This window comes from Frigidibacter sp. MR17.24 (assembly GCF_037095655.1).
In the GTDB taxonomy this organism is placed as follows: Bacteria; Pseudomonadota; Alphaproteobacteria; order Rhodobacterales; family Rhodobacteraceae; genus Frigidibacter.
Map to the genome: position 1 here is coordinate 194,709 of NZ_JBAWKE010000003.1, position 20,802 is coordinate 215,510.

The 20,802-nt window shown below is 71.0% G+C and carries 18 protein-coding genes; 9 read left to right on the top strand and 9 right to left on the bottom strand.

Annotated elements, in window-relative coordinates; translation table 11 throughout:
* Positions 1 to 61: 61 nt before the first annotated feature.
* Entirely contained in the window at positions 62 to 1,270 is a 1,209-nt protein-coding gene (locus tag V8J39_RS13180; protein WP_336461384.1) for an ABC transporter substrate-binding protein, read from the top strand.
* A 65-nt stretch (positions 1,271 to 1,335) separates the two neighbouring features.
* Positions 1,336 to 2,445 carry an ABC transporter ATP-binding protein gene (locus tag V8J39_RS13185; protein ID WP_336461385.1) on the top strand — a complete coding sequence of 370 codons (1,110 nt, stop codon included), beginning with the start codon at positions 1,336 to 1,338 and terminating at the stop codon, positions 2,443 to 2,445.
* A 53-nt stretch (positions 2,446 to 2,498) separates the two neighbouring features.
* Here V8J39_RS13185 and V8J39_RS13190 read toward each other — a convergent pair whose 3' ends face one another.
* Both V8J39_RS13190 and V8J39_RS13195 read right to left on the bottom strand, forming a co-directional pair.
* Positions 2,499 to 3,596, bottom strand: a complete 1,098-nt coding sequence (locus V8J39_RS13190; RefSeq protein ID WP_336461386.1) for an alanine racemase — start codon at positions 3,594 to 3,596, stop codon at positions 2,499 to 2,501.
* The gene (locus V8J39_RS13195) at positions 3,596 to 4,105 is read right to left on the bottom strand and encodes a hypothetical protein (protein ID WP_336461387.1); all 510 of its coding nucleotides are present in this window, start codon (positions 4,103 to 4,105) and stop codon (positions 3,596 to 3,598) included. The genes V8J39_RS13190 and V8J39_RS13195 overlap by 1 nt, the downstream gene beginning before the upstream one ends.
* 145 nt (positions 4,106 to 4,250) lie before the next feature.
* Here V8J39_RS13195 and V8J39_RS13200 point away from each other — a divergent pair, with 145 nt between their 5' ends.
* The 4 genes from V8J39_RS13200 to V8J39_RS13215 are packed head-to-tail and all read left to right on the top strand — an operon-like array spanning position 4,251 to position 8,617.
* Positions 4,251 to 5,114, top strand: coding sequence for a MurR/RpiR family transcriptional regulator (locus V8J39_RS13200; protein WP_336461388.1), 864 nt, complete (start codon positions 4,251 to 4,253; stop codon positions 5,112 to 5,114).
* 26 nt (positions 5,115 to 5,140) lie between these two features.
* Positions 5,141 to 6,595, top strand: coding sequence for a M81 family metallopeptidase (locus V8J39_RS13205; protein ID WP_336461389.1), 1,455 nt, complete (start codon positions 5,141 to 5,143; stop codon positions 6,593 to 6,595).
* Between the two features lie 38 nt (positions 6,596 to 6,633).
* Positions 6,634 to 7,842 (top strand): MFS transporter, encoded by a 1,209-nt coding sequence (locus V8J39_RS13210; RefSeq protein ID WP_336461390.1) that lies wholly within the window; start codon positions 6,634 to 6,636, stop codon positions 7,840 to 7,842.
* A 40-nt stretch (positions 7,843 to 7,882) separates the two neighbouring features.
* Positions 7,883 to 8,617 carry a copper homeostasis protein CutC gene (locus V8J39_RS13215; RefSeq protein WP_336461391.1) on the top strand — a complete coding sequence of 245 codons (735 nt, stop codon included), beginning with the start codon at positions 7,883 to 7,885 and terminating at the stop codon, positions 8,615 to 8,617.
* On the opposite strand, the gene nagB is transcribed toward V8J39_RS13215, so the two are convergent.
* The gene (nagB, locus tag V8J39_RS13220; RefSeq protein ID WP_336461392.1) at positions 8,614 to 9,375 is read right to left on the bottom strand and encodes a glucosamine-6-phosphate deaminase; all 762 of its coding nucleotides are present in this window, start codon (positions 9,373 to 9,375) and stop codon (positions 8,614 to 8,616) included. The genes V8J39_RS13215 and nagB overlap by 4 nt on opposite strands.
* A 4-nt stretch (positions 9,376 to 9,379) precedes the next feature.
* Positions 9,380 to 9,778, bottom strand: a complete 399-nt coding sequence (locus V8J39_RS13225; protein ID WP_336461393.1) for a RidA family protein — start codon at positions 9,776 to 9,778, stop codon at positions 9,380 to 9,382.
* A gap of 108 nt (positions 9,779 to 9,886) precedes the next feature.
* Between V8J39_RS13225 and V8J39_RS13230 the strand changes: the two genes are divergently transcribed.
* Positions 9,887 to 10,702 carry a sugar phosphate isomerase/epimerase family protein gene (locus tag V8J39_RS13230; protein ID WP_336461394.1) on the top strand — a complete coding sequence of 272 codons (816 nt, stop codon included), beginning with the start codon at positions 9,887 to 9,889 and terminating at the stop codon, positions 10,700 to 10,702.
* Here V8J39_RS13230 and V8J39_RS13235 read toward each other — a convergent pair.
* Positions 10,699 to 11,652 carry a sugar phosphate isomerase/epimerase family protein gene (locus tag V8J39_RS13235; protein ID WP_336461395.1) on the bottom strand — a complete coding sequence of 318 codons (954 nt, stop codon included), beginning with the start codon at positions 11,650 to 11,652 and terminating at the stop codon, positions 10,699 to 10,701. The two genes, V8J39_RS13230 and V8J39_RS13235, sit on opposite strands and share 4 nt — an antisense overlap.
* A 170-nt stretch (positions 11,653 to 11,822) precedes the next feature.
* On the opposite strand from V8J39_RS13235, the gene V8J39_RS13240 reads away from it, so the two are divergent.
* Both V8J39_RS13240 and V8J39_RS13245 read left to right on the top strand, forming a co-directional pair.
* A complete protein-coding gene (locus tag V8J39_RS13240) occupies positions 11,823 to 13,325 on the top strand; it encodes a GMC oxidoreductase (RefSeq protein ID WP_336461396.1) in 1,503 nt (500 codons plus the stop codon).
* A gap of 76 nt (positions 13,326 to 13,401) precedes the next feature.
* A complete protein-coding gene (locus V8J39_RS13245) occupies positions 13,402 to 14,469 on the top strand; it encodes a Gfo/Idh/MocA family protein (RefSeq protein WP_336461397.1) in 1,068 nt (355 codons plus the stop codon).
* A gap of 626 nt (positions 14,470 to 15,095) precedes the next feature.
* On the opposite strand, the gene acnA is transcribed toward V8J39_RS13245, so the two are convergent.
* From acnA to V8J39_RS13265, 4 genes are all read right to left on the bottom strand, one after another.
* Positions 15,096 to 17,699: an aconitate hydratase AcnA gene (gene acnA / locus V8J39_RS13250; RefSeq protein ID WP_336461611.1), complete on the bottom strand. Its 2,604-nt coding sequence runs from the start codon at positions 17,697 to 17,699 to the stop codon at positions 15,096 to 15,098.
* A 54-nt stretch (positions 17,700 to 17,753) separates the two neighbouring features.
* Positions 17,754 to 19,292, bottom strand: a complete 1,539-nt coding sequence (locus tag V8J39_RS13255) for a tripartite tricarboxylate transporter permease (RefSeq protein WP_336461398.1) — start codon at positions 19,290 to 19,292, stop codon at positions 17,754 to 17,756.
* A gap of 10 nt (positions 19,293 to 19,302) precedes the next feature.
* A complete protein-coding gene (locus V8J39_RS13260) occupies positions 19,303 to 19,734 on the bottom strand; it encodes a tripartite tricarboxylate transporter TctB family protein (protein ID WP_336461399.1) in 432 nt (143 codons plus the stop codon).
* Positions 19,735 to 19,818: 84 nt separating this feature from the next.
* Positions 19,819 to 20,793: a Bug family tripartite tricarboxylate transporter substrate binding protein gene (locus V8J39_RS13265; protein ID WP_336461400.1), complete on the bottom strand. Its 975-nt coding sequence runs from the start codon at positions 20,791 to 20,793 to the stop codon at positions 19,819 to 19,821.
* Positions 20,794 to 20,802 lie beyond the last annotated feature (9 nt).

Below are 20,802 nucleotides of genomic sequence, written 5' to 3' on the forward strand. Positions count from 1 at the left end.
ACGCCCCCGAACGGGGCCCAAGCGCCGCCCGGAACGGGCACCAACAGGAGAGTATGGAACCATGACGAAAGCCCTTCTTCGCACCGGTGTCGCCGCGGCCGCGCTGATGGCCGCGATGCCCGCGATGGCCGAAGAGATCACCATGATCGTCTGCGGCGACGCGATGAACCCGGTGCAGCAGAAATACATCGACCAGTGGGTCGCCGAGAACGAGGGCTGGACCGTCGCGACCGAGGTCGTCGGCTGGGGTCAGTGCCAGGACAAGGTCACCACCCTCGCCGTCGCCGGCACCCCGGTGGGCCTTGCCTATGTCGGCTCGCGCACGCTCAAGGAATTCGCGGATTACGGCCTGATCGAGCCGATCCCGATGACCGACGAGGAAAAGGCCGCCTACTACCCCAACGTGGTCGATACCGTCACCTACGAAGACCAGCAGTGGGGCGTGCCGGTCGCCTTCTCGACCAAGGCCTTCTACTGGAACAAGGATCTGTTCCGCGCCGCCGGGCTCGACCCCGAGACGCCGCCCAAGACCTGGGCCGAGGTGATCGAGGATGCCAAGGCCATCACCGAGAAGACCGACGCCGCGGGCTTCGGCCTTGTCGCCAAGACTTTCGACAACACCGTCCACCAGTTCCTGCACTGGGTCTACACCAACAACGGCCAGGTCGTGGATGCCGAGGGCAACATCGTCCTGAACTCGCCGCAGAACCTCGAGGCGCTGCAGGCCTACAAGGACCTCGTGCCCTATTCCGAGGAAGGCCCGACCGCCTACGAACAGAACGAGGTCCGCGCGATCTTCCTCGACGGCGGCGTCGGCATGATGCACGCCTCGATCAGCGCGGTCTCGCGGCTCAAGGACACCCAGATCGACTGGGGGATCGCCAACCTGCCGCTCGGCCCCGAGGCCAAGGGCCCGGGCACGCTGCTGATCACCGACAGCCTCGCCGTCTTCTCGGGCACCGGCTACGAGGAGAAGGCGATCGAGCTGGCGAAATACATCACCGCGCCCGCCCCGCAGGAGGAATACGACCTCGACCAGGGCCTGACGCCGCTGCGCCCCTCGGCCAAGATCGACTCGCTGGTGGCCGAGCATCCCTACTGGGCGCCCTATATCGACGGGATCGAGTTCGGCGGCCCCGAGCCGCTGTTCACCGACTACCGCGGCTTCCAGAACATCATGATCGAGATGGTCCAGTCGGTCGTCACCGGCCAGGCAGAGCCCGCCGACGCGCTGGCCAAGGCCGATGCCGCACTGAAGGACCTGAAGTGATCACCGCCTGACCCCGGTCCGGGCCGCTGCGGCCCGGACCCTGCGAACACGAAAGGAATCCGGCCTTGGGACAGCTTGCCCTGAGCGGTGTGAAGAAGCGCTTCGAGAAGCTCGAGGTCATCCATGGCATCGATCTCGACATCCGCGACGGCGAGTTCGTCGTCTTCGTCGGGCCCTCGGGCTGCGGCAAGTCGACCCTGCTGCGGATGATCTGCGGGCTCGAGGAGATCTCCGAGGGCGACTGCACCATCGACGGCGTGCGGGTGAACGACCTGCCGCCGGTCAAGCGCGGCATCGCCATGGTGTTCCAAAGCTATGCGCTCTACCCGCACATGAGCGTGTTCGAGAACATCGCCTTCCCGCTGCGCGTCGAGAAGCTGGCCGAGGCCGAGATCAAGGCAAGGGTCGGGCGCGCGGCGGCGGTGCTGCAGCTTGAGAACCGCCTGCACCAGAAGCCCGGCAACCTGTCGGGCGGCCAGCGCCAGCGGGTGGCGATCGGCCGGGCGATCGTGCGCGAGCCGTCGATCTTCCTGTTCGACGAGCCGCTGTCGAACCTGGATGCCGCGCTACGGGCCGAGATGCGGATCGAGCTGACGGCGCTGCACCAGAAGCTGAAGGCGACGATGATCTACGTCACCCACGACCAGGTCGAGGCGATGACGATGGCCGACCGCATCGTGGTGCTGGACGGCGGCAGCATCAGCCAGGTCGGCGCGCCGCTGGAGCTTTACCACCACCCCGACAACATGTTCGTCGCGGGCTTCATCGGCAATCCGCGGATGAACTTCATCCCCGCCACCTGCACCGCCGTCACCGACGCCGGCGCCACGGTCGCGCTGGCGACCGGCGGCGCGGTCACCGTGCCGGTCGCGGCCGGGCCGGCTCTGGTCGGTCAGGCGCTGACCCTGGGCATCCGCCCCGAGCACCTGTCGCAGGGCCCGGGCGACGTCGCGGTCGACGTGACCCCGACCGTGGTCGAGCGTCTGGGCGTCAACACCGTCGCCTATGCCGACCTGCCGGGCGTGGGCACCGTCGCCGCGCTGCTGCCGGGGGCGGCGACGGTCGCGCCGGGCGTCCCGGCCCGGCTGTCTTTCGGCGGCGCCGACTGCCACCTGTTCGACGCCGCGGGCATGGCGCTGCCGCGCCGCGCGATGACCCCCGCCGAGACTGCCTGATCGCACCCGGGGCGCCGGGGGCGGCGATGCCGCCCCCCGCCGCTTCGTCCGCGTCACCAGACCGTGCCGCGTGCCGCGACCGGCAGCACCCGCGTCACCCGCGCCCCGTCGTGGAAGACCATCCGCTCGTAGAGATTGGTGATCACGCAGGTGTGGTTCGGGATCACCCGGACCATCTCGCCCACCTCGGGTCGTGCCCCCTCGACCGCCGAGAGGTCGACGACGCCGTGTTCCTCGGACAGCGCCGTGATGCGCGCGCCGGGATAGCCCACCACCAGCCCGTGATCGGCAAAGCCCAGCAGGTCCGAGGTCAGCGCCTTCGACCCCGCGTCGATCACCGCCCGGTCGGGCGTCGGCCGCGAGACGACCGTGGCCAGCAGGTGCATGGCGCAATCCGCTTCGGTCGCGTGGCCGGCGCGGATCATCGAGCGGTCATTGTAGACATAGGTGCCCGCCCGGTGCTCGGTCGCCGAGGGCACGGCGCCGGCGGCGAAGAAATCCGGCGTGCCGCCGACCGTCACCACCGGACAGCCGAGGCCGGCCGCCGCCATCAGCGCCTGCGCCGCCGTCACGAAGGCCTCGACCGCCGCCGCGCCGCCAGGGGCGGGATAGGTCATCAGCCCGCCGAAGCGCAGCCCCGGCGCCGCCGCGATCCGCGCCGCAAGCCCGGCCGCCGCCTCGGGCGTCTGCACGCCGCAGCGCCCGCCGCCGGTGTCGCATTCCACCAGCACCGTCAGCGGCCGGTCGGCCGCGAAGCGCGCCGCCAGCCCCGCCACCACCGCCTCGCCATCCGCCGTCACCGCCAGCCGCGCCACCCGCGCGTTCAGCGCGGCAAGCCGCGCCAGCCGCACCGGCCCAAGCACGTTGTAGGTGATCAGGATGTCGTCAAAGCCCGCATCGGCGAAGACCTCGGCCTCGGTCACCTTCTGGCAGTTGAGGCCGACCGCCCCCGCCGCAAGCTGCGCGCGCGCGACCTCGGGCAGCTTGTGGGTCTTGATATGCGGCCGGAACGCGCGGCCAAGGCCATCCATGTGCGCCTGGGCCCGGGCGATGTTCGCGGCCATGCGGCCCTCGTCGATCACCGGCATCGGCGTCATCACCTCGGCCAGCGGCGTGCCCGGCGCGGGCCAGATGTCGTCGGGGGCGCCCATCAGTGGCCCCCATAGGGCAGGTAGCCGACGAAGCCCGCGATCTTCCAGCCCTCGGGCGTCTCGCGGCAGGTGTAGAGCGTCTGCCACAGCATCCGGTCCTCGCCGCCGTCGGCCCGCGCGATGCGGCCGTCGAACTTCTTGCGCACCAGCGCCGCGCCGTCGGCGATCTCGATCTCCTCCAGCCGGGTCGCGGCGAAGATCGCCGCCCGCGCATCCTCGGAATAGGCCACCGCCTGCCCCGCGCGCGCCTGGCGCAGCCATTCGTCGCGATAGGCCTCGAGCGAGGCGAAGGACAGCCGCCAGGACTGCGGATCGGCCGCGAACCGGCCGTCGAGCCCGGTGAAGCCCGCGGCGATGAAATCGCCGGCGACCGCCGACCAGTCGGCGGCGAGATAGGCGTCGATGTCGCGCGGCACCAGCATGTCCCAGATCGCGCGGCGCGCGGGATCCCCGGCCGGGAACGGGTTCTGCATCGGGTCGCGCGAAGACGCGGTGGGATCAGCTGACATGTCGAAATTCTTTTCGCGTTTTCGGGAAAACTCTGGCCATTCTTGGGGTGTCATGCGACTGTGTCAATGAAACCAAGAAAATCATTTTCGGATCTGGCGGGGTCGCGCGCTGCGACAACGCCCTGGGACAGGCGGCAGGGGACGCATGGACATCTTCGCGACGCTGGCCCAGGACGGGCTGAAGCTTTCGCAATCCGAACAGCGGCTGGCCGATCTGGTGCTGAAGGATCTCGACTTCGCCGTCAACGCCTCGATCACCGATCTGGCGGCGCGGGCCGAGGTCTCGCCGCCGACGGTGACCCGCTTCTGCCGGCGGCTCGGGTGCAACTCGTTCTCGGACTTCAAGGTGACGCTGGCGAAGTCCTCTTATGTCGGGCTGCGCTACCTGCGGCCCGAGGCGCGGTCCTCGACCCCGGCCGAGGTCGCAGAGGACATCGTGACCAAGGCGCAGAAGGCGCTGTTCACGATCCACGACCAGCTCGACCTTGCGGCGATCGAGACGGCGGCGGCGATCGTGGCCCGTGCCGGCATGGTCTATGCCTTCGGGTCCGGCGGCAATTCCTCGATGATCGTGAGCGAACTGCAGAACCGGCTGTTCCGCCTTGGCATCCGCATCACCACCTCGACCGATCACGGGATGCAGATGATGCTGGCCTCGGCGCTGGCGCGCGGGGACGTGGTCATCGGCTCGTCCTTCTCGGGCCGCAACGACGAGCTGGTGCGCAGCTTCGCGCTGGCGCGTGCGCAGGGCGCGCAGACGATCGCCCTGACCCAGGCGCGTTCGCGCGTGGCCGATGCCGCCGATGTCGTCATCCCCGTCGACCTGCCCGAGGGCGAGAACATCTTCCGCCCCACCTCGACCCGCTACGCGATGCTGGCGGTCGTCGACATCCTGGCCAACCTCGTCGCCTATGCCGACCGCACCAGCACCGCCACCACGCTGCGCCGGATCAAGGAAAGCCTGATCCGCCACCGCGACGGCGACGACAGCCAGCTGCTGGGCGACTGATCCCTCCCACCCGCGAGACCACGCCCATGACCCAAGCCAAGCGCATCGCCGTCGGCGGCATCCACACCGAATGCTCGACCTACAACCCGGTGCTGATCCGCGAACAGGATTTCACCGTGATGCGTGGCGACGCGCTGACCGGCGCGGACTACTTCGCCTTCCTGCCCCAGCCCGATGTCCAGATCCTGCCGCTGCTGCATGCCCGCGCCGTGCCCGGCGGCCCGGTCGAGCGGGCGAGCTACGAGCGGCTGAAGGCCGACATGCTCGACCGGCTCGCGGCGGCGCTGCCGCTTGACGGGGTGTATCTCGCGATGCACGGCGCGATGCATGTCGAGGGGATGTGGGACGCCGAGGGCGACTGGATCAAGGCGGTGCGCGACCTTGTCGGGCCGGCGATCCCGATCGCGGTCAGCTATGACCTGCACGGCAATGTCAGCCAGCGCATCATCGACCAGATCGACATCTTCGCCGCCTATCGCACCGCGCCGCACATCGACGTGCGCCAGACGATGGAGCGCGCCTGGGCGATGCTGCTGCGCAGCCTGCGCACCGGCGAGCGTCCCTTCGTCACCTGGGCGAAGATCCCGGTGCTGATGCCGGGCGAGCGGTCCTCGACCGAGGATGCGCCGGCGCGGGGGCTTTACGCGGCGCTGCCGGGCTTCGACGCGCGGCCGGGGATCTGGTCGGCGGACCAGATGGTGGGCTACGTCTGGGCCGACGAGCCGCGCGGCACGGCCGCCGCCATCGTCACCGCCACCGATCCCGCCGCGGCGGCGGATCTGGCCGCCGAGATGGCGCAGGCCTATTGGGCGGCGCGGCACGACTTCGCCTTCGGGCCGGTGACGGGCACGCTTGACGACATGCTCGACCGTGCCGCCGCCGCGACCACGTCGCCGGTGATCCTGGCCGAAAGCGGCGACAACCCGACCGGGGGCGGCGTCGGCGACAACGGGCTGGTGCTGGCGGCGCTGATCGCGCGCGACTGGCAGGACGCGCTGGTCGCGGGCATCACCGACGCGGCGGCGGTCGCGGCCTGCTTCGACGCGGGCCCGGGGGCCGAGATCACGCTGTCGGTGGGCGCGGGCCTCGACCCGTCCGGCACCGCGGTGACCGCGCGCTTCACCGTGCTGCGGCTGCTCGACGGGGCGGGCGGCGCCTTCCGGCAGGCGGTGGTGACGACCGGCGGCATCACGCTGGTGCTGGCCGCGCGGCGCAGGCCCTACCACAACCTCGCCGATTTCGCCGAGTTGGGCCTTGATCCGCGGGCCGTGCGGCTGCTGGTGGTCAAGTCGGGCTATCTCTCGCCCGACCTCGCGCCGATCGCCAATCCGAACCTGATGGCCCTGACCGAGGGCGTGGTCAGCCAGGACATCGCGCGCATCGCCAACCTGCACCGCGCGCCGGGCATCTTCCCCTGGGCCGAGCCCGAGGGCTTCACCCCGGCCCCGCAGCGCTCGGCCCGAAGCCTCGCCCGCGCCTGACGCCCCCCTTCCAACACCGCCCCCGTCCCGAGCCCGCGATGTTCGACCTCCTCAAGATCCTGAAGGCTTCGCCGGGGCTGCGTTCCTGCGCGCTGGCGATCTTCCTGTGCGGCATCGCCGCCGCGGCGACCGCGCCCTACAAGTCGGTGGTCGCGATCCGCGAGCTGGGGCTGTCGGATGCCGCCTTCTCGGCGCTGACGCTGGCGGCGGCGGTGGTCAACGTGCTGGCGGCGGTGTGGCTGGGCACGCTGGCGGACCGCGACTCCGGCTACCGGCGGCTGCTGATGTGGCTCGCGGTGATCGGCATCGCGGGTTACGGCGCCATCTTCCTCGTGCCGCAGCCGGCGGTCTTCGTGCTGGCGCTGCTGCTGCCGGTGTCGATCTTCCTCGGGCTGACGCCGATGCTGTTCGCCGCGGGCCGCGTCTTCTCGGCCGATCTCGCGCCCGCCGACCGGATCGCCATGTCCTCGGTGCTGCGCGGCATGATCTCGGCCGCCTGGATCCTCGTGCCCGGCGTGCTGGGCTTCGTGCTGGCCGGGCGCGGCTCGATGCTGCCCGCCTTCCTGGTCTCGGCCCTGGCCGCGGCCCTGGTGCTGGTGGTGATCGCCACGACGATGCCGCGCGGCGGCAGCGGCGATCCGGCGCGCCGCCCGGCGAAGGTCTCGCTGCCCGCGGCCTTCGGGCTGCTGCTGCGCCCGGCCGTGGCGACCCGGGTGCTGGGCACCGCCGCGACCACCTCGGCCATCGATGTCCACGGCGCGGTGATGGCGCTGGTGATGACCGGGCGCGCCGGCGGCACCACGGGCGATGTCGGCATCACCGTGGGCATCGTCGCGGGGATGGAGCTTGTGTTCCTGCTGGTCTGGGCCCGGATCGCGCGCCGTTTCGGCACCGTGCCGACCCTTGCGGCGGCGATGGTGCTTTACACCGGCTACCTCGGGACGATCGCCGTCGCGACGACGCCGGGGATGATCATCGCCGCGGCCTTCCTGGGCGGCACCGCGGCCTCGGCCATCATCACCCTGCCGCTGGGCTATCTGCAGGAGCTGATCGCCGACCGCCCCGGCCTCTCGGCCTCGCTCATCTCGCTCAATCTGTTCCTGTCGGGGGCGATCTCGGCCGGGCTTTTCGCGCTCGGCACCGCGATCGGCGGCTACCAGACCGTGGCCTGGCTTGGCATCCTTGCCGGGCTGGGGGGCGTTCTGGCGCTGAACCTGCTGGAACGCCGCCACCCGATCGCCGCCTGATCGCCGTCTGATCGCGGCCCGATACCCGGAGACACCGCCCATGCCCCGCCGCCGTCTCGAGATCTGCGTCGACAGCCCCGGCGGGCTTGCCGCCGCCATCGCCGGCGGCGCCGACCGGATCGAGCTGTGCTCGGCGCTCGCGCTCGGGGGGCTCACGCCCTCGGCCGGGTTGATCGCGCTCGCGCGCCGGTCGCCGGTCCCCGTCATGGCGATGATCCGCCCGCGGGCCGGCGACTTCGCCTGGCGCGGCGACGAGGTCGCGGCGATGGAGGCCGAGATCGCCGCCGTTGCCGCTGCCGGCCTCGCGGGCGTGGTGATCGGGGCCACGCGGGACGCGGCGCTGGACCCGGACGTGCTGCGCCGGCTCGTGGCGGCGGCGCGCGGGCTCGATGTCACGCTGCACCGCTGCATCGACCTTCTGCCCGACCCGCTCGCGGCCATCGACCTTGCGGCCGGGCTGGGGATCGCGCGGATCCTGTCGTCGGGCGGGGCGGCTTCGGCGTCCGAGGGCATCGCCCGGCTGCGGGCCATGCGCGACCACGCCGGCGGGCGGATCGCGATCATGCCCGGCGCGGGGATCTCGGCCGCCACCCTGCCCGGCCTTCTCGCGGCGCTGGACCCGGACGAGGTCCATGCCTCGGCCTCGGTCCCCGATCCGGGCACCGGCGCCGTCGCGGCCTTCGGCTTCCAGCCGCCGGGCGCGCGGCGCACCGATGCGGCGTCGGTCGCGGCCCTGAAGCGGCTGCTGACAGCCCGGGCCGGGGCCGCCGACTAGTCCGGGTGGATGTCGCGGTAATACTCCGCCAGCTCCAGCTCGGCCGCCGCCGCCGGGTCCAGCACCAGCGTCGCGCGCGGGTGCATCTGCAGCACGCTGCCGGGCCAGCGGGCCGAGACCGGCCCCTCGACGACCTGCGCCACCGCCCGGGCCTTGGCCGCGCCCGTCGCCACCAGCAGCACCTCGCGCGCGCGCATGATCGTGCCGATGCCCATGGTGATCGCGATCCGCGGCGGCTCGATCCCGTCGGGGAAGTACTGGCTGTTGGCCGCGCGGGTCGACCGCTCGAGCGTCTTCGGCCGCGTCACCGAGGCAAGGCTCGACGTCGGTTCGTTGAAGCCGATGTGGCCGTTCTGTCCCAGGCCCAGCAGCTGCAGGTCGATGTCGCCCGCCGCCACGATCGCGGCCTCGTAGCGCGCGGCCTCGGCATCGGCATCTGGCGCCTCGCCCCGCGGCAGATGCGCGGCGCCGGCACGCATGTCGATGTGGTCGAACAGCTTCTCGGCCATGTAGTGGCGATACGAGCAGGGATGGTCGCCCGCGAGCCCGACATATTCATCGAGGTTGAAGCTTGTCGCCCCGGCGAAGCTGACCTGCCCCGCGCGGTGCAGCGCGATCAGCCGGCCATAGACCGCCTCCATCGTGCCGCCGGTGGCAAGGCCCAGCACGGCCCCGGGCTGGGCGCGCAGCCGCGCCGCGATGATCTCGGCCGCGCGCGCGGCCGCCGCCGGCGCATCGGGGCGGATCAGGATCTTCACCGCCTCAGCCCTTCAGCGGGCAGTAGGCGATGGCATCGATCTCGACCTTGGCATCGACCATCAGCCGCGACTCGACGGTCGAGCGCGCCGGGGGATGGGCGCCGAAATGCGCCTTGAACACCGCGTTGAAGGACGAGAAGTCGCGCGGGTCGTCCAGCCAGACGCCCACCTTCACCACGTGCTCGATCCCGCAACCCGCAAGCGCCAGCACCTCGCGCAGGTTGGCGATCGCCACCTCGGTCTGCTCGGCGATGTTGCCCGCGACCACCTCGCCGTCGCGGGTCGGCACCTGGCCCGAGACATAGACGAAATCGCCCGCGCGCACCGCCTTCGAGAACGGCCGCTCGGCGCCGCCGGCCTGGGTTTCGGCCGCATCGAGACGCTGGATTCCGGGACTGGACATGGGGACCTCACGAAATTGATTTTCTTTTTTCTGGCGGCAGCAGCCGGATTAGGCAATAGATTCCCGCATCAAACCCGAATGTCGTGAAACTAATTTTCGGAAGCCGCCATGTCCCGACCGCCCCTGTCCCGCATCAGCCTGAAGTACAGCATGGTCAGCGTCCCCGGCGCCAGCCTGGCCGAGACCTTCGCGATGCTGGCCGAGATCGGCTATGACGGCGTCGAGATCGACGCGCCCTCGGATCTCGATCCGGCCGGGGTGGTCGCGGCGGCGCGGGCGGCCGGGCTGGCGTTGCCCGGCGTGATCAATTCCCGGCACTGGAGCCATCCGCTGTCCGCCCCCGATCCCGAGACCCGGGCCGAGGGCATCCGGGGCGCGGTCGCGGCGCTGGAGACGGCGGCCGAGATCGGCGCCGGGACGATGCTGCTGGTGCCCGGCGCCGTCGGCCCGGGGGTGAGCTACGCCACCGCCTGGGACCGGGCCGTGGCCGGGGTCGAAGCCCTGCTGCCGCACGCCGAGCGGACCGGCGTCAGGATCGCGATCGAGAACGTGTGGAACAACTTCCTGCTCAGCCCGCTCGAGGCCGCGGCCTTCATCGACCGTTTCGCCCATGACAGCCTTGGCTGGTACCTCGACATCGGCAACATCGCCCGCAACGGCTTCCCGACCGACTGGGTCGAGGTGCTTGGCCCGCGTATCCTGCGCGTCGACCTCAAGGACTACAGCCGCACGAAGATGGATGCCGAGGGGCCATGGAAGGGCTTCGAGGTCGAACTGGGCGAGGGCGAGATCGACTGGAGCGGCGTGAACGCGGCGCTGCGGGCCGCGGGCTACGAGGGCTGGGGCTCGGTCGAGGTCCCGGGCGGCGGGCGCGAGCGGCTGGCCGAAATCCGCACCCGCGCCGAGACGATCCGGCTGCTTTAGGCGCCGGTATCGGCCCCCGCCTTGGCCCCGACCTTGGCCCCGACCTTGGCCCCGAGTTCCGCGGCGACCTCGTCGAAGATCCGCACCACGTTCTTCAGCCCGGTGTCGCAGCCCATCGGCACCGGCTCGTTGCCCTCGAACTCGAGCGAGACGAAGCCGTCGTAGCCCGAGCGCAGGATGGCGGCGACGATCGCGCGGGCATCGACATCGCCGAAGCCGAAGACGGTGCCGACGATGTGGCGCCCGCCCAGCGTCTGCAGCCAGCCCGGGCCCGGGTAATGGCGGCGGACGAGGAAATCCTTCACGTGCAGGAAGCTCGCGATGCCCAGGCAAGCCTGGGTCGCGATCAGCGGGTCCTCGTCGACGCACAGGAAATTGCCGACATCCAGCGTCATGCGGAAGTTCGGGCTGTCGACCGCGTGCACCAGCCGGCGGCAGCGTTCGCTCGCGTTCATCAGGAAGCCGTGGTTCTCGATGCTGGCCACGACGCCGCTGGCCGCGGCATGTTCGGCGATCTCGCGGCAGGCCTCGGTGATCCGCGGGAACAGGGCCTCGACCTGGGCCTGGCTTTCGGCGCGCAGCGCCCATGGCACGACATCGGTGCGCAGGAAGCCCACACCCATCCCGGCGCAGAGGTCGACATAGCGCTTGGCCCGGTCGATCTGCGCGCGCCGCGCGGCCGGATCGTCGTCGATGAAGCTTGCGGGGATGCACAGCCCCGAAATCGCGACGCCCGAGCCGGTCGCGGCGGCCTCGAGCCGGGCGCGGGTCGCGGCGTCGTCGTGCAGCTCGTAGGACATCATCGCGTCGCGCCCGGGACCGATCGTCAGCGTCGCCAGTTCCATGTGCGTGCCGCCCGAGGCGGCGATGCTGTCGAAGACCTGCTCCAGCGTGATCTCGTCACGCATCAGGAGCCGCTGGAAGCTGTAGGAGCTGAGACCGAACTGCATGGAAATCCTTTTCGGTGGCAAGCGCACAACCGATGGGCAATCGCGCGCGATTGAGTCCCGAGAGGCTAGCAGGCGTAAATAATTTACACAACAGCATTGACTTCATGCCGAAAGCCCGCGTTGATGCGCCAAAAGCTGAAAACAGTTTACAACGCAGCGGAGTGCCCAGCATGCCCATCCGATCCGCAGATGTCGTCATCGTGGGAAGCGGCCCGACCGGGTCGACCTATGCCCGGATCATCCGGCGCGACTGGCCCGAGGCGCGCATCCTGATGGTCGAGGCCGGCCCCAAGGCCACGCCCGAGGTCGGCCGGCACCTGGGCAACCTGCCCACGGCCGAGCGCATCGCCGCCGAGCGGATGGCGCAGGGGCCCGCCCGCGGCAAGACCTACGACCCGATCACGCGCGCGGAATGGGAGGCACGCAAGGCCGGTGGGCACGACGCCTCGCTGCAGCGCCGGCCGGGCCTGTTCTTCTCGAACACGGACGCGCATGACGACGCCGCCTTCGCGGGCTTCGCCGCGGCCTCGGTCGGGGGGATGGGGGTGCAGTGGACCGCGGGGTGCCCGCATCCGTCGAAGGGCGAGCGGGTGTCGTTCATCCCCGAGGCCGAGATGACGGCGGCGCTGGCGCTGGCGGACGAGCTGCTGGGCGCGAACAGGCATCCCTTCCCCGAGGATCGCGGCTCGGACGAGCTGCGGGCGCGGCTTGCGGCGATCTTCGACGCCGGCCGGCCGGCCGACCGCCGGGTGCAGCCGATGCCGCTGGCCTTCACCGTGACGCCCGAGGGCGTCACCCGCCACGGCACCGACCACATCCTTGGCGACATGGTGGACGAGCCCGCCGAGACCTTCGCGATCCTGCCCGGGACCGCCTGCCGACGCGTCCTGCACGAGGACGGGCACGCGACCGGGGTCGAGTTGGTCGACCTCGCGACGGGCGAGACGGTCACCGTGGCCGCCGGCAGCGTGGTCGTCGCCTGCGACAGCCTGCACGGCCCGCAGCTGCTGCACGCCTCGGGCATCCGTCCGGCGGCGCTGGGGCGGCATCTGAACGACCACTACCTGATCAACCGCTATTTCGTGACCGACATCGCGGGGCCCCTGACCTCGATGTCGTGGATCCCCAGTGTGGATGCGACCGAGTTCCCGTTCTCGGTGACGCTGCACGGCAACGACCCGGCGAACTTCCCGTTCCCCGAACCGGTCGAGGGCACGCTGGCCGGGATGGGCCTGTTCGTTCCCGCAGACCCGAGCCCCGAGAACCGGATCGTCTTCGACGACACCCGTCCCGACTGGAAGGGCCTGCCGAGCTTCTCGATCCACGCGCCGCCGAGCGCGGCCGACCTCGCGCGGATCGACCGCGGCAAGGCGATGGCCGATCGGATCGCCCATGCGCTGGGCAAGCCGCTGCCGGGGTTCGCGGCGGTGAAGCTGCCCACCGGCAACTCGCTGCACTACCAGGGCACGCTGCGGATGGGCGAGACCGACGACGGCAGCAGCGTCTGCGACCGCCACAGCCGCGTCTGGGGGTTCGACAACCTGCACGTCGCCGGCAACGGCGTGATCCCGACGATGACCGCCACCAACCCGACCCCGTTCATCGTCGCGCTGGCGAGCATGGGCGCCGCCCATATCGCCGCCGCGCGCCGGGGCGTGACCGCCGCCGCCTGAGGCGCGGGACCGCCCGACCTGCCGACGCCGCCCGACCTGCACGACCTGCCTGACCTGCCCACACGGGGACCGAGAGATGACCGAGACCGCGCACCGCAAGCTGACCGTCATGGTCGTGGGACTGGGCCAGATGGGCCAGAGCCACGCGCTGGCCTATCACGCCCATCCCGGCTTCGAGATCGTGGGCCTCGTCAACCGCTCGGCCCGGGACCTGCCCGGGGCGCTGGCCGGCTATCCGCTGCACCATGACTTCGCCGCGGCGCTCGCCGCGCTGAAGCCCGACGTCGTGTCGATCGCCACCCATACCGACACCCATGCCGAGATGGCGATCGCCGCCATCGAGGCCGGCGCCCATGTCTTCGTGGAAAAGCCGCTCGCCGCCACCGTGGCCGAGGCCGAGCGCGTCACCGCGGCGGCGACGGCGCACGGGCGCAAGCTCGTGGTCGGCTACATCCTGCGCCACCACCCGTCCTGGATGCGCCTGATCTCGGAGGCGCGCGACCTTGGCGGCCCCTACGTGTTCCGGATGAACCTGAACCAGCAGTCGAGCGGGCCCGCCTGGAAGATCCACCAGGAGATCCTGAAAACCACCTCGCCGATCGTCGATTGCGGCGTGCACTATGTCGACGTGATGTGCCAGATCACCGACGGCCGCCCGGTCGAGGTGCGTGGCATGGGTCTTGCGCTCGCGCCCGGGCTGAAGGACGGCATGTACAACTACGGCCAGTTCCAGGTGCTGTTCGACGACGGCAGCATCGGCTGGTACGAGGCCGGCTGGGGCCCGATGATCTCGGAGACCGCATATTTCGTGAAGGACGTGATCTCGCCCGGCGGGTCGGTCTCGATCGTGATGGAGGACAAGGCGGGCTCGGCCGACATCAATGCGCATACCCAGACCTCGCGGCTGCGCGTCCACCATGCCGAGACCGGCGCGGACGGCGCGCTCGCGCGGGCCGACGACTGGCTGGACATGGAGGGCGAGCCCGATCACCAGGGGCTGTGCGACCGCGAGCAGGACTATCTCTACCGCGCCATCGTCGAGGACAGGGACCTGACGCGGCACATGGCGGACGCGGTCGCATCGCTGGGCATCTGCCTTGCCGCGGACGAGAGCATCCGCACCGGGCGGCCCGTGACGCTCTGACCCCCGACAGCCGCGCGGCGCCAGCCGTGGCGGCGGCCCGACGCGACCGGACAGGTTACTGGCACTTGGTGGCCAGTCACGGGCGCGGTGCTCCCGGGATTTGGCCGGTCGGAAACCCGGATCAGACCGGGGACAACGCCCGGCGCTAGCGGTGATCCGAGGGACCGCGGTGGACCCGTCCGGGAGAGCCGCAGGCGGCCGAACGACCACCCGGCCTCCCGAAGATCCGGTCCACGGCGCGACGGCGCGGCGTCCGCCGGTGCACGCCTGCCTTCGGCCTGAGCTGGATGCGGGGTGGTCGGCGCCGTCCAGCGGGTGACGGCCGAGGATCGGGCCCCCGCAACCGACAGGGCTGGCCCACGACGCCTTGCATCATGGCCAACGCTTGGCCCCCCCGCTCTCTGCGCCCGTGCGGGCCAGCCGTCGTCGGCCGAGGACGCGTCCCGGCGGAACCGCACCCCTCCAGCCGCCGTGGTTCGACCCGCGCGCGCGCCGCACCGACGCAGGCGGGATCGCGAAGCGATCCGCCAGCGCCGACGCCGCCACGGGGTCAGCGACACCGGGCCGGCCCTCGGCGCGGCCGGGGCCCGGAGGGGCGGGAGCGGCCCGGTGCCGCCCCACCGGCCTCACGCGACTTGGGCGCGGGTCCGCTCGGCGATCATCTTCGGCAGCACACCGCCCGCGCGCAGGGTCTCGATCTCCTGCCCCGTCTCGACGGCGACACGCAGCGAAAGCTCGAGATCGGGCGACTCGAGGCCCATGCGGACCGGGTGACCCGGCATCAGCTCGGCCTCGGGCAGATCCAGGAAGATCCGGCTGTCGACCCCGAGACCCGCAAGCGCGGGCTGGAAGTCGCCCTCGATCAGCAGGGGCACGATGCCCATGCCGATCAGGTTCGTGCGGTGGATCCGCTCGAAGCTGCGGGCGATGACCGCGCGCACCCCCAGAAGCGCCGCGCCCTTGGCCGCCCAGTCGCGGCTGGAGCCCATGCCGTAGCGCTCGCCCGCGAGGATCACGGCCGAGCGGCCTTCGGCCTCCCAGGCGGTGGCGGCAGCGTGCAGCGGCAGCACCTCGCCGCCGGGCATGCGCAGATGCGCGGGCGGCAGGTCCGGGTTCAGCGCGTTGATCGCGGCGCGGTTGGTGAAGAGGCCGCGCAGCATCACCTCCCAGTTGCCGCGATAGCTGGCGTAGACGTTCAGCGCCTTGGGGTCGGCGCCGCGCTCGATCAGCCAGCGCCCGGCCTCGCCCTCGGGGTCGATCCAGCCCGCGGGCGAGATGTGGTCGGTGGTCATGTCGTCGCCCAGCACCAGCAGCGGATGCGCGGTATAGCGGCCAAGATTGCTGCGCGTCGAAGGCCGGGCGAACTTCGGCCGGCGCAGGCTGCGCGAGGCCGGGTCCCAGGGGAAGCGCACCGTCTTCGGCGCCTCGAGCGCGGCCCAGTCGGCATTGAGCGAGGCGCGGGCGAAATCGGCGGGCACGTCCTCGGGCCGGAAGGCCGCGGCCATCGCGGCCTCGATCTCCTCGCTCGCGGGCCAGAGGTCGGCCAGCCGCACCTCGCGCCCCTCGGGATCACGGCCGATCGGGTCCTGCAGGATGTCGCCGTGCACATGCCCGGCCAGAGCCATCGCCACGACGAGCGGCGGCGAGGCGAGATAGCCGAGGTCGAGCTTGGCATGGACCCGGCCCGGGAAGTTGCGGTTGCCCGACAGCACGGCCACCACCGCGCGGCCGGCCGCGAGCGCCGTCTCGACCGCCTCGGGCAGCGGGCCCGAATTGCCGATGCACGTGGTGCAGCCGAAGCCGACGATGCCGAAGCCCACGGCTTCCAGATCCTCGAGCAGCCCCGCGCGGGCAAGGTAGCTTGCGGCCGAGGGCGATCCTGGCGCGAGCGAGGTCTTGACCCAGGGCGCCGGGCCGAGCCCGCGCGCGCGCGCCTTGCGGGCCAGGAGCCCCGCCGCGATCAGCAGGCGCGGGTCGGAGGTGTTGGTGCAGCTGGTGATCGCCGCGATCCCGACGCCGCCGTCGGGCAGGTCCGTCACCGTCGCGGGCAGCGGCGCGAGCGCGCGGCCGAGCGCGGCCTCGGTCGCGGCGCGCATGGTGCCGGCGGCGACCGCGTCCTGCGGGCGGCGCGGACCGGCGACCAGGGGCGGCAGCGCGGACAGGTCGATGGTGATCTCAGTGTCGAAGCGCGGGGTTTCGGCGGGGTCGAACCACAGGCCCATGGCGCGGAAGGCGGGCTCGATCGCCGCGGTCAGCGTCTCGGGACGGTCGGTGCGGCGCAGGTAGGCCACCGCCTCGGCATCGGCGGGGAAGAAGCCGGTCGAGGCGCCGTATTCCGGTGTCATGTTGGCGATCACCGCGCGGTCGTCGGCGGTCAGGGTCGCGACGCCGGGGCCGAAGAATTCGACGAAATCGCCGGTCACGCCCAGCTTGCGCAGCCGGTGCGTGACCTCGAGCGCGAGGTCGGTCGACAGCACCCCCTGCCCCAGCCGCCCCTCGAGCCGCACGCCGACGACGCGCGGCATGGCGAGCGAGACGCTCTGCCCGAACATCACCGACTCCGCCTCGAGCCCGCCGATCCCCCAGGCCATGACGCCGATGCCGTTGATCATCGGCGTGTGGCTGTCGGTGCCCAGCATCATGTCGGGATGCGCGCGCCCGTCGGGGCCGACCGACAGCAGCGTCGCGTATTGTTCCAGGTTCAGCGTGTGCATGATGCCGGTGCCGGGCGGGTTGACATGCACCGTCTCCATCACCTCGGAGGCCCATTTCATGAAGGCGTAGCGTTCGGCGTTGCGCGCCATCTCGCCGCGCAGGTTCACGGTGGCGGCGCCCGGCCGGGCATAGAGGTCGACGGCCAGCGAATGGTCGACCGAAACCTCGACCGGCAGCACGGGGCTGAGGCTGGCGGGATCGCCGCCCGCCTCGGCCAGCGCGTCGCGCAGGCCCGCGATGTCGGCCAGCGCCGGGGTGCAGGTCGTGTCGTGCATCAGCAGGCGGTTCGGGCGGAAGGTCAGCTCGAACGCCGTCTCGCGGCCGTCGAGCCAGTCGCCGAGCGCGGCGCGCAAGCAGGCCGCATCGCCGCCCGCGCGCAGGTGGTTCTCGGCCAGAAGCCGCAGGACATGCGGCAGCCGGTCGAGCACCGCCCCGACCTGCGCCCGCAGGTCGGTCAGGATCAGGTCTCCGGCGGTGGTGGTCAGGGACAGGGGCGCGGGCGGGATCTGGTGCACGGGGGGCAAGGCTCTATCCGTTCGTTGCGGGGTGGATCGGGGGGGCGGTGGCGGTCAGTCGCCGGCCGCCACCTCGTCGTGTTCTTCGGCCATCTTGCGCTTCAGCCGGGCGCCGAAGACCATCGGCGCGACGAAGCCGACGATGGCGATCAGCCAGAGCGCGACCGCGAGCGGGCTGCCGACCAGCGTCAGCCAGTCGCCGTCCGACAGGGTCATCGCGCGGCGCAGGTTCACCTCCATCTCGTTGCCAAGGAGGATGCCCAGGATCACCGGCACCAGCGGCACCGACATCTTGCGCAGAAGCCAGCCGAGGATGCCGAAGCAGACCATCATCGTCAGATCGAAGCTCGACCCCGAGATGCCGTAGACGCCGATGAAGGACACCATCGCCACCAGCGGCATCAGGATGTGGATCGGCACCAGCAGCACGCGCGAGAACAGCCCCACCAGCGGTATGTTGAGGATCAGAAGCATCACGTTGGCGATGAAGAGCGCGGCGATCAGGCCCCAGACCACGTCGGGCTGCTGGGCGAAGAGAAGCGGCCCGGGCGTGATGTTGAGCGACAAGAGCACCGCCAGCAGCACCGCCGTCGTCCCCGAGCCGGGCACGCCGAGCGCCAGCATCGGCACCAGCGCGCCGCCGGCGGCGGCGTTGTTGCCGGCCTCGGGCGCCGCGACCCCGCGCGGATCGCCCTTGCCGAAGGTCCGGCCCTGCGGGTCGGCAATCTGGCGTTCGGCCGTGTAGGCCAGGAACGAGCCCAGCGAGGCGCCCGCGCCGGGCAGCACGCCGGCGAGGAAGCCGATCACCGTGCCGCGGGTGAAGGTGGGGATGCAGGCGCGGATCATCGACCAGGGCGCCATCATCCTGCCGATGTTCTTCAGCTTGCCCTCGTCCGCGCCCCCGGTCGAGCGGTGCTCGAGGAAGATGAACACCTCGGACAGCGCGAAGAGACCGACGATGGCGACGAGGAAGTCGATCCCGTCCATCAGGTGCATCTCGCCGAAGGTGAAACGCTCGACCCCGGTCTGGGTGTCGACGCCGATCATGGCGATGCCAAGGCCCAGCATCGCCGCGAAGGCCGCCTTGGCCTGGTTGGCCGAGGCCACGCCGCCCAGCGTCGCGAAGGCGATGGTGAACAGCGCGAAATACTCGGCCGGCCCGAACAGCAGCGCGATCTTCACCAGCTGCGGCGCCAGCACGGCAAGCCCGATCGTGGCGAAGATCGACCCCACGAACGAGGCGATGCCCGACAGCGACAGCGCCTCGCCCGCCATACCCTTGCGGGCCATCGGGTAGCCGTCGAGGCAGGTCATCATCGCCGGCTCGTCGCCGGGAATGTTGAGCAGGATCGACGAGATCCGCCCGCCGTACATCGCCCCGTAATAGACGGCCGTCATCAGTATCAGCGACGACAGCGGGCCGAAGCCCAGCGAGAACGAGATCGGGATCAGGATCGCCACGCCGTTGGCGGGGCCCAGTCCCGGCAGCGCCCCCATCATCGTGCCGAGAAAGGCGCCGATCAGGGCAAGGCCGAGGTTCTGAAACGTGATCGCGATGGCGAAGCCATCGGCGAGATTGGCAAGCGTGTCCATGGATCGGTCCTCAGAAGCCGAGCGGGCCCGCGGCCAGCGACAGGCCGAGGATCGTCTTGAAGATGAGATAGAGCCCCGCCGCGAGGCCAAGGCCCGTCAGCACCGCCGTGACCGGCGTCCCGCCGAGGCGCCAGCACAGGTAGCCCGAGGCGAGTGCGGTGCAGATCGCGAAGCCCAGCTCGTCGATCAGCTGCGCGTAAAGGAAGCACACGAGGATCGCGAAGCCGATCTCGGCCAGCCGGTTCAGCGGCGGCCAGACGGGATCGGGATCGGGGCGGGCGATGAAGACCAGCGAGCAGACCGCCATCAGCACGCCGATGATGATCGGGAAGGTCGAGGGGCCGATGACGTCGGCCATGAAGCTTTCCGGGATGATCGTCGCGGCCCAGATATAGAACAGCGACAGCGCGAGCCCGATGCCGCCCATGATGCGATCGCTCATGCGATCCTCCCTGAGAATGTCGTTTGATGGCCCCTCGGGGAGGGCGGCGCGGCGCCGCCGTCCCCTCTGCCGGGGAGGGCAGACTTACTTGATGATGCCGATCTCTTTCGACAGCGCGCGGATCTCGGCGACGTTGTCGTGGACATAGGCATCGGCATCGGCGCCGAAGTTGTCGAGCGGCTCGATCCCGGCATCCGCGCGGATCTTCTGGAACTCGGGCGAGGCGACCATCTTCTCGATCGCGTTGCCCCAGAAGTCGAAGGCGTCCTGCGGCATCTCCTTGGGCACGTAGAGTCCGCGCCAGTTGGCGCCGGTCACGTCGAGCCCCTGCTCCTTCGCAGTCGGGAAGTCGGGGAAGCCCGCCAGCCGCTCGGGCGCCAGCACCGCGAGGATCTTCATGTCGCCGGCCTCGACGAAGCCGCGCACTTCGGAGAAGTCGCCCGAGAACGCGGTGACCGAGCCGCCGAGGATCTGGGTCATCGCCTCGCCGCCGCCCGAGAAGGCCACGTATTTCACCTGCCGCACGTCCGGCAGGCCAGCGACCTTGGCAAGCTTCAGGATCTTGAGGTGGTCGTAGCCGCCCACCGCCGAGCCGCCGGCGAAGGACACGCTGCGCGGGTTCTCCTTCATCTTCGCGATCAGCGACGGCAGGTCGTTGAACTCGCTGTCGGCCGCGACCGCGACGACGCCGTATTCGGCGCCGAAGGTCGCGAGCCAGCGCACGTCATCCTCGGTCGCGCCCGAGAACGCGTCCTGCGCGAGGCGCGTGGTGGTGCCGTTCGAGGCGGCGATGATGAGGTTGGCGTCATCGTTGCGCTTGCCCACGACATGGGCGAAGGCCACGCCGCCGCCGCCGCCGGTCATGTTGGTGACCTGCATCGTGCCCGGCACGAGGTTCAGCTCGCGCATCAGCTTGGCGGTGGTGCGGCAGATGAAGTCCCAGCCGCCGCCCGGCGCGGCGGGGGCGATGCATTCGGGATTCTGCGGCTCGAACGCCTGGGCCCCGGCCGGGACCGCGACGATGATGGCGCAGAGGGCTGCCTTGAGAAATCGGGTCACGTTCTCCTC

Excerpts from the sequence above, each read along its gene's own strand:
- V8J39_RS13180 (WP_336461384.1), top strand. The coding sequence starts at position 62 with ATGACGAAAGCCCTTCTTCGCACCGGTGTCGCCGCGGCCGCGCTGATG.
- V8J39_RS13190 (WP_336461386.1), bottom strand. The coding sequence starts at position 3,596 with ATGGGCGCCCCCGACGACATCTGGCCCGCGCCGGGCACGCCGCTGGCC.
- V8J39_RS13195 (WP_336461387.1), bottom strand. The coding sequence starts at position 4,105 with ATGTCAGCTGATCCCACCGCGTCTTCGCGCGACCCGATGCAGAACCCG.
- V8J39_RS13200 (WP_336461388.1), top strand. The coding sequence starts at position 4,251 with ATGGACATCTTCGCGACGCTGGCCCAGGACGGGCTGAAGCTTTCGCAA.
- V8J39_RS13205 (WP_336461389.1), top strand. The coding sequence starts at position 5,141 with ATGACCCAAGCCAAGCGCATCGCCGTCGGCGGCATCCACACCGAATGC.
- V8J39_RS13210 (WP_336461390.1), top strand. The coding sequence starts at position 6,634 with ATGTTCGACCTCCTCAAGATCCTGAAGGCTTCGCCGGGGCTGCGTTCC.
- V8J39_RS13215 (WP_336461391.1), top strand. The coding sequence starts at position 7,883 with ATGCCCCGCCGCCGTCTCGAGATCTGCGTCGACAGCCCCGGCGGGCTT.
- V8J39_RS13225 (WP_336461393.1), bottom strand. The coding sequence starts at position 9,778 with ATGTCCAGTCCCGGAATCCAGCGTCTCGATGCGGCCGAAACCCAGGCC.
- V8J39_RS13230 (WP_336461394.1), top strand. The coding sequence starts at position 9,887 with ATGTCCCGACCGCCCCTGTCCCGCATCAGCCTGAAGTACAGCATGGTC.
- V8J39_RS13235 (WP_336461395.1), bottom strand. The coding sequence starts at position 11,652 with ATGCAGTTCGGTCTCAGCTCCTACAGCTTCCAGCGGCTCCTGATGCGT.
- V8J39_RS13240 (WP_336461396.1), top strand. The coding sequence starts at position 11,823 with ATGCCCATCCGATCCGCAGATGTCGTCATCGTGGGAAGCGGCCCGACC.
- V8J39_RS13245 (WP_336461397.1), top strand. The coding sequence starts at position 13,402 with ATGACCGAGACCGCGCACCGCAAGCTGACCGTCATGGTCGTGGGACTG.
- V8J39_RS13255 (WP_336461398.1), bottom strand. The coding sequence starts at position 19,292 with ATGGACACGCTTGCCAATCTCGCCGATGGCTTCGCCATCGCGATCACG.
- V8J39_RS13260 (WP_336461399.1), bottom strand. The coding sequence starts at position 19,734 with ATGAGCGATCGCATCATGGGCGGCATCGGGCTCGCGCTGTCGCTGTTC.